The sequence below is a fragment of the Bradyrhizobium sp. NBAIM08 genome (assembly GCF_020193935.1).
GTDB classification, from domain to species: Bacteria; Pseudomonadota; Alphaproteobacteria; order Rhizobiales; family Xanthobacteraceae; genus Bradyrhizobium; species Bradyrhizobium yuanmingense.
On sequence record NZ_JADYVR010000043.1, the window covers coordinates 1 to 1,465 of the forward strand.

1 protein-coding gene is annotated in these 1,465 nt (G+C 57.7%); it reads left to right on the top strand.

Translation table 11 applies throughout. The features are described 5' to 3' along the window. Positions 1 to 100 precede the first annotated feature (100 nt). Positions 101 to 1,213 (top strand): IS110 family transposase, encoded by a 1,113-nt coding sequence (locus I6F37_RS38275; protein ID WP_225131580.1) that lies wholly within the window; start codon positions 101 to 103, stop codon positions 1,211 to 1,213. The last annotated feature ends 252 nt before the right edge of the window (positions 1,214 to 1,465 follow it).

Here is a 1,465-nt window from a genome sequence, read left to right on the forward strand (position 1 = left end):
GCAGCCGATGACTTTACACGCCCGCAGTTCGCTCATCCCGAAGGCTCCACGGAGATGGGCGACAGCTTTCCGCTTGGCCGCTTGCGTCACCATTAATGGGATGGTCCGCACCGTCCTCCTCCCTCATCATGGGGGAGGTCAGATCAATAGAGAAGAGTATCATGGCCCATCGCAATTTGCCGCGACCTGCGGCTGTCTATGGATCGACATTGGCAAGAACCTGTTCCACGTCGTTGGCCTGAGCTGCGACGGCACACCTGTTCAGAAAGTTCGCTCTCGACGGGACACTCTTCTTCAGTTCTTTGCTCGCGCACAACCAAGCATAGTTGGCATGGATTCCTGCGCCGGTTCACAGTGGCTCGCCCGGAAGATACAGGCACTTGGTCACAAGGTGCGCCTGATCCCCGCGCAATTCGTGAAGCCCTACGTGAAGTCAAACAAGAACGACATCATCGACGCCGAGGCGATCGCTGAGGCCACGACGCGACCGACAATGCGCTTCGTCGCCGTGAAGGAGGAGGACCAGGTCGATCTTCAAGCGCTGCATCGAATCCGTGACCAGATGGTCGGCGCGAGGACACGCCTGATCAATCAGATGCGGGCTTTCTGCCTCGAGTATGGCGTACCTTTGCGTCAGGGGGCCGGAATATTCAAGCTCGAGCTACCGCTCGCTTTGAAAGACGAAGGAAACGGTATATCACCGGTGATGCGGCGTCTGGTCGGCGATCTCTACGCCGATCTCTGCCGCCTCGAAGAACGGATCCGCCAAGTGACACAGGAGATCGAAGCGGTCGCTAACCGAGAGGACGTTACACGCCGGCTGATGACAATCCCTGGTATCGGCGCATTAGGTGCGACCGCTGTGCTTGCCGCGATCGGTGATGGGTTGCAGTTTCGCAAGGCTCGCGACCTTGCTGCCTGGCTGGGGTTGGTGCCCAGACAATACTCGACCGGCGGAAAACAGACGTTGCTTGGCATCAGCAAACGCGGCAACCGCTATTTGAGAAAACTTCTAGTGCATGGCGCGCGATCCTGCTTCCGGCATCTGGACCGAACGCGCGATCGCTTTGGAAGCTGGCTCAACGGGCTCCAAGCTCGGATGCATCCGAATAAGGCCGTTGTCGCACTAGCCGCCAAGATGGCTCGCATTGTCTGGGTGGTCTTGAACAAGCCAGGAGCACTCTACGAACGCAGGGATCCTGCTTTCAGCTGACGACTTCTGGCGAGATTGCAAGGCTCGGGAACAGTGATGACGAAACAGTGGATCAACATGCCGTAAGCCCTGTGCAAAAAAGCGGGCTTCGTGCCCGAACCATTTATTGGGAACGGCGTGCGCGGATCTCATCATGGCCTGGCTGCAACAGCAGTCCGCTCGCGAGAGGCCGGATACATTTATGCAACTGGAAGCGTCATTTTCGCTGTTACGACCCTTGCACGGACGGTGCGGACCATACATTCTTTCTCA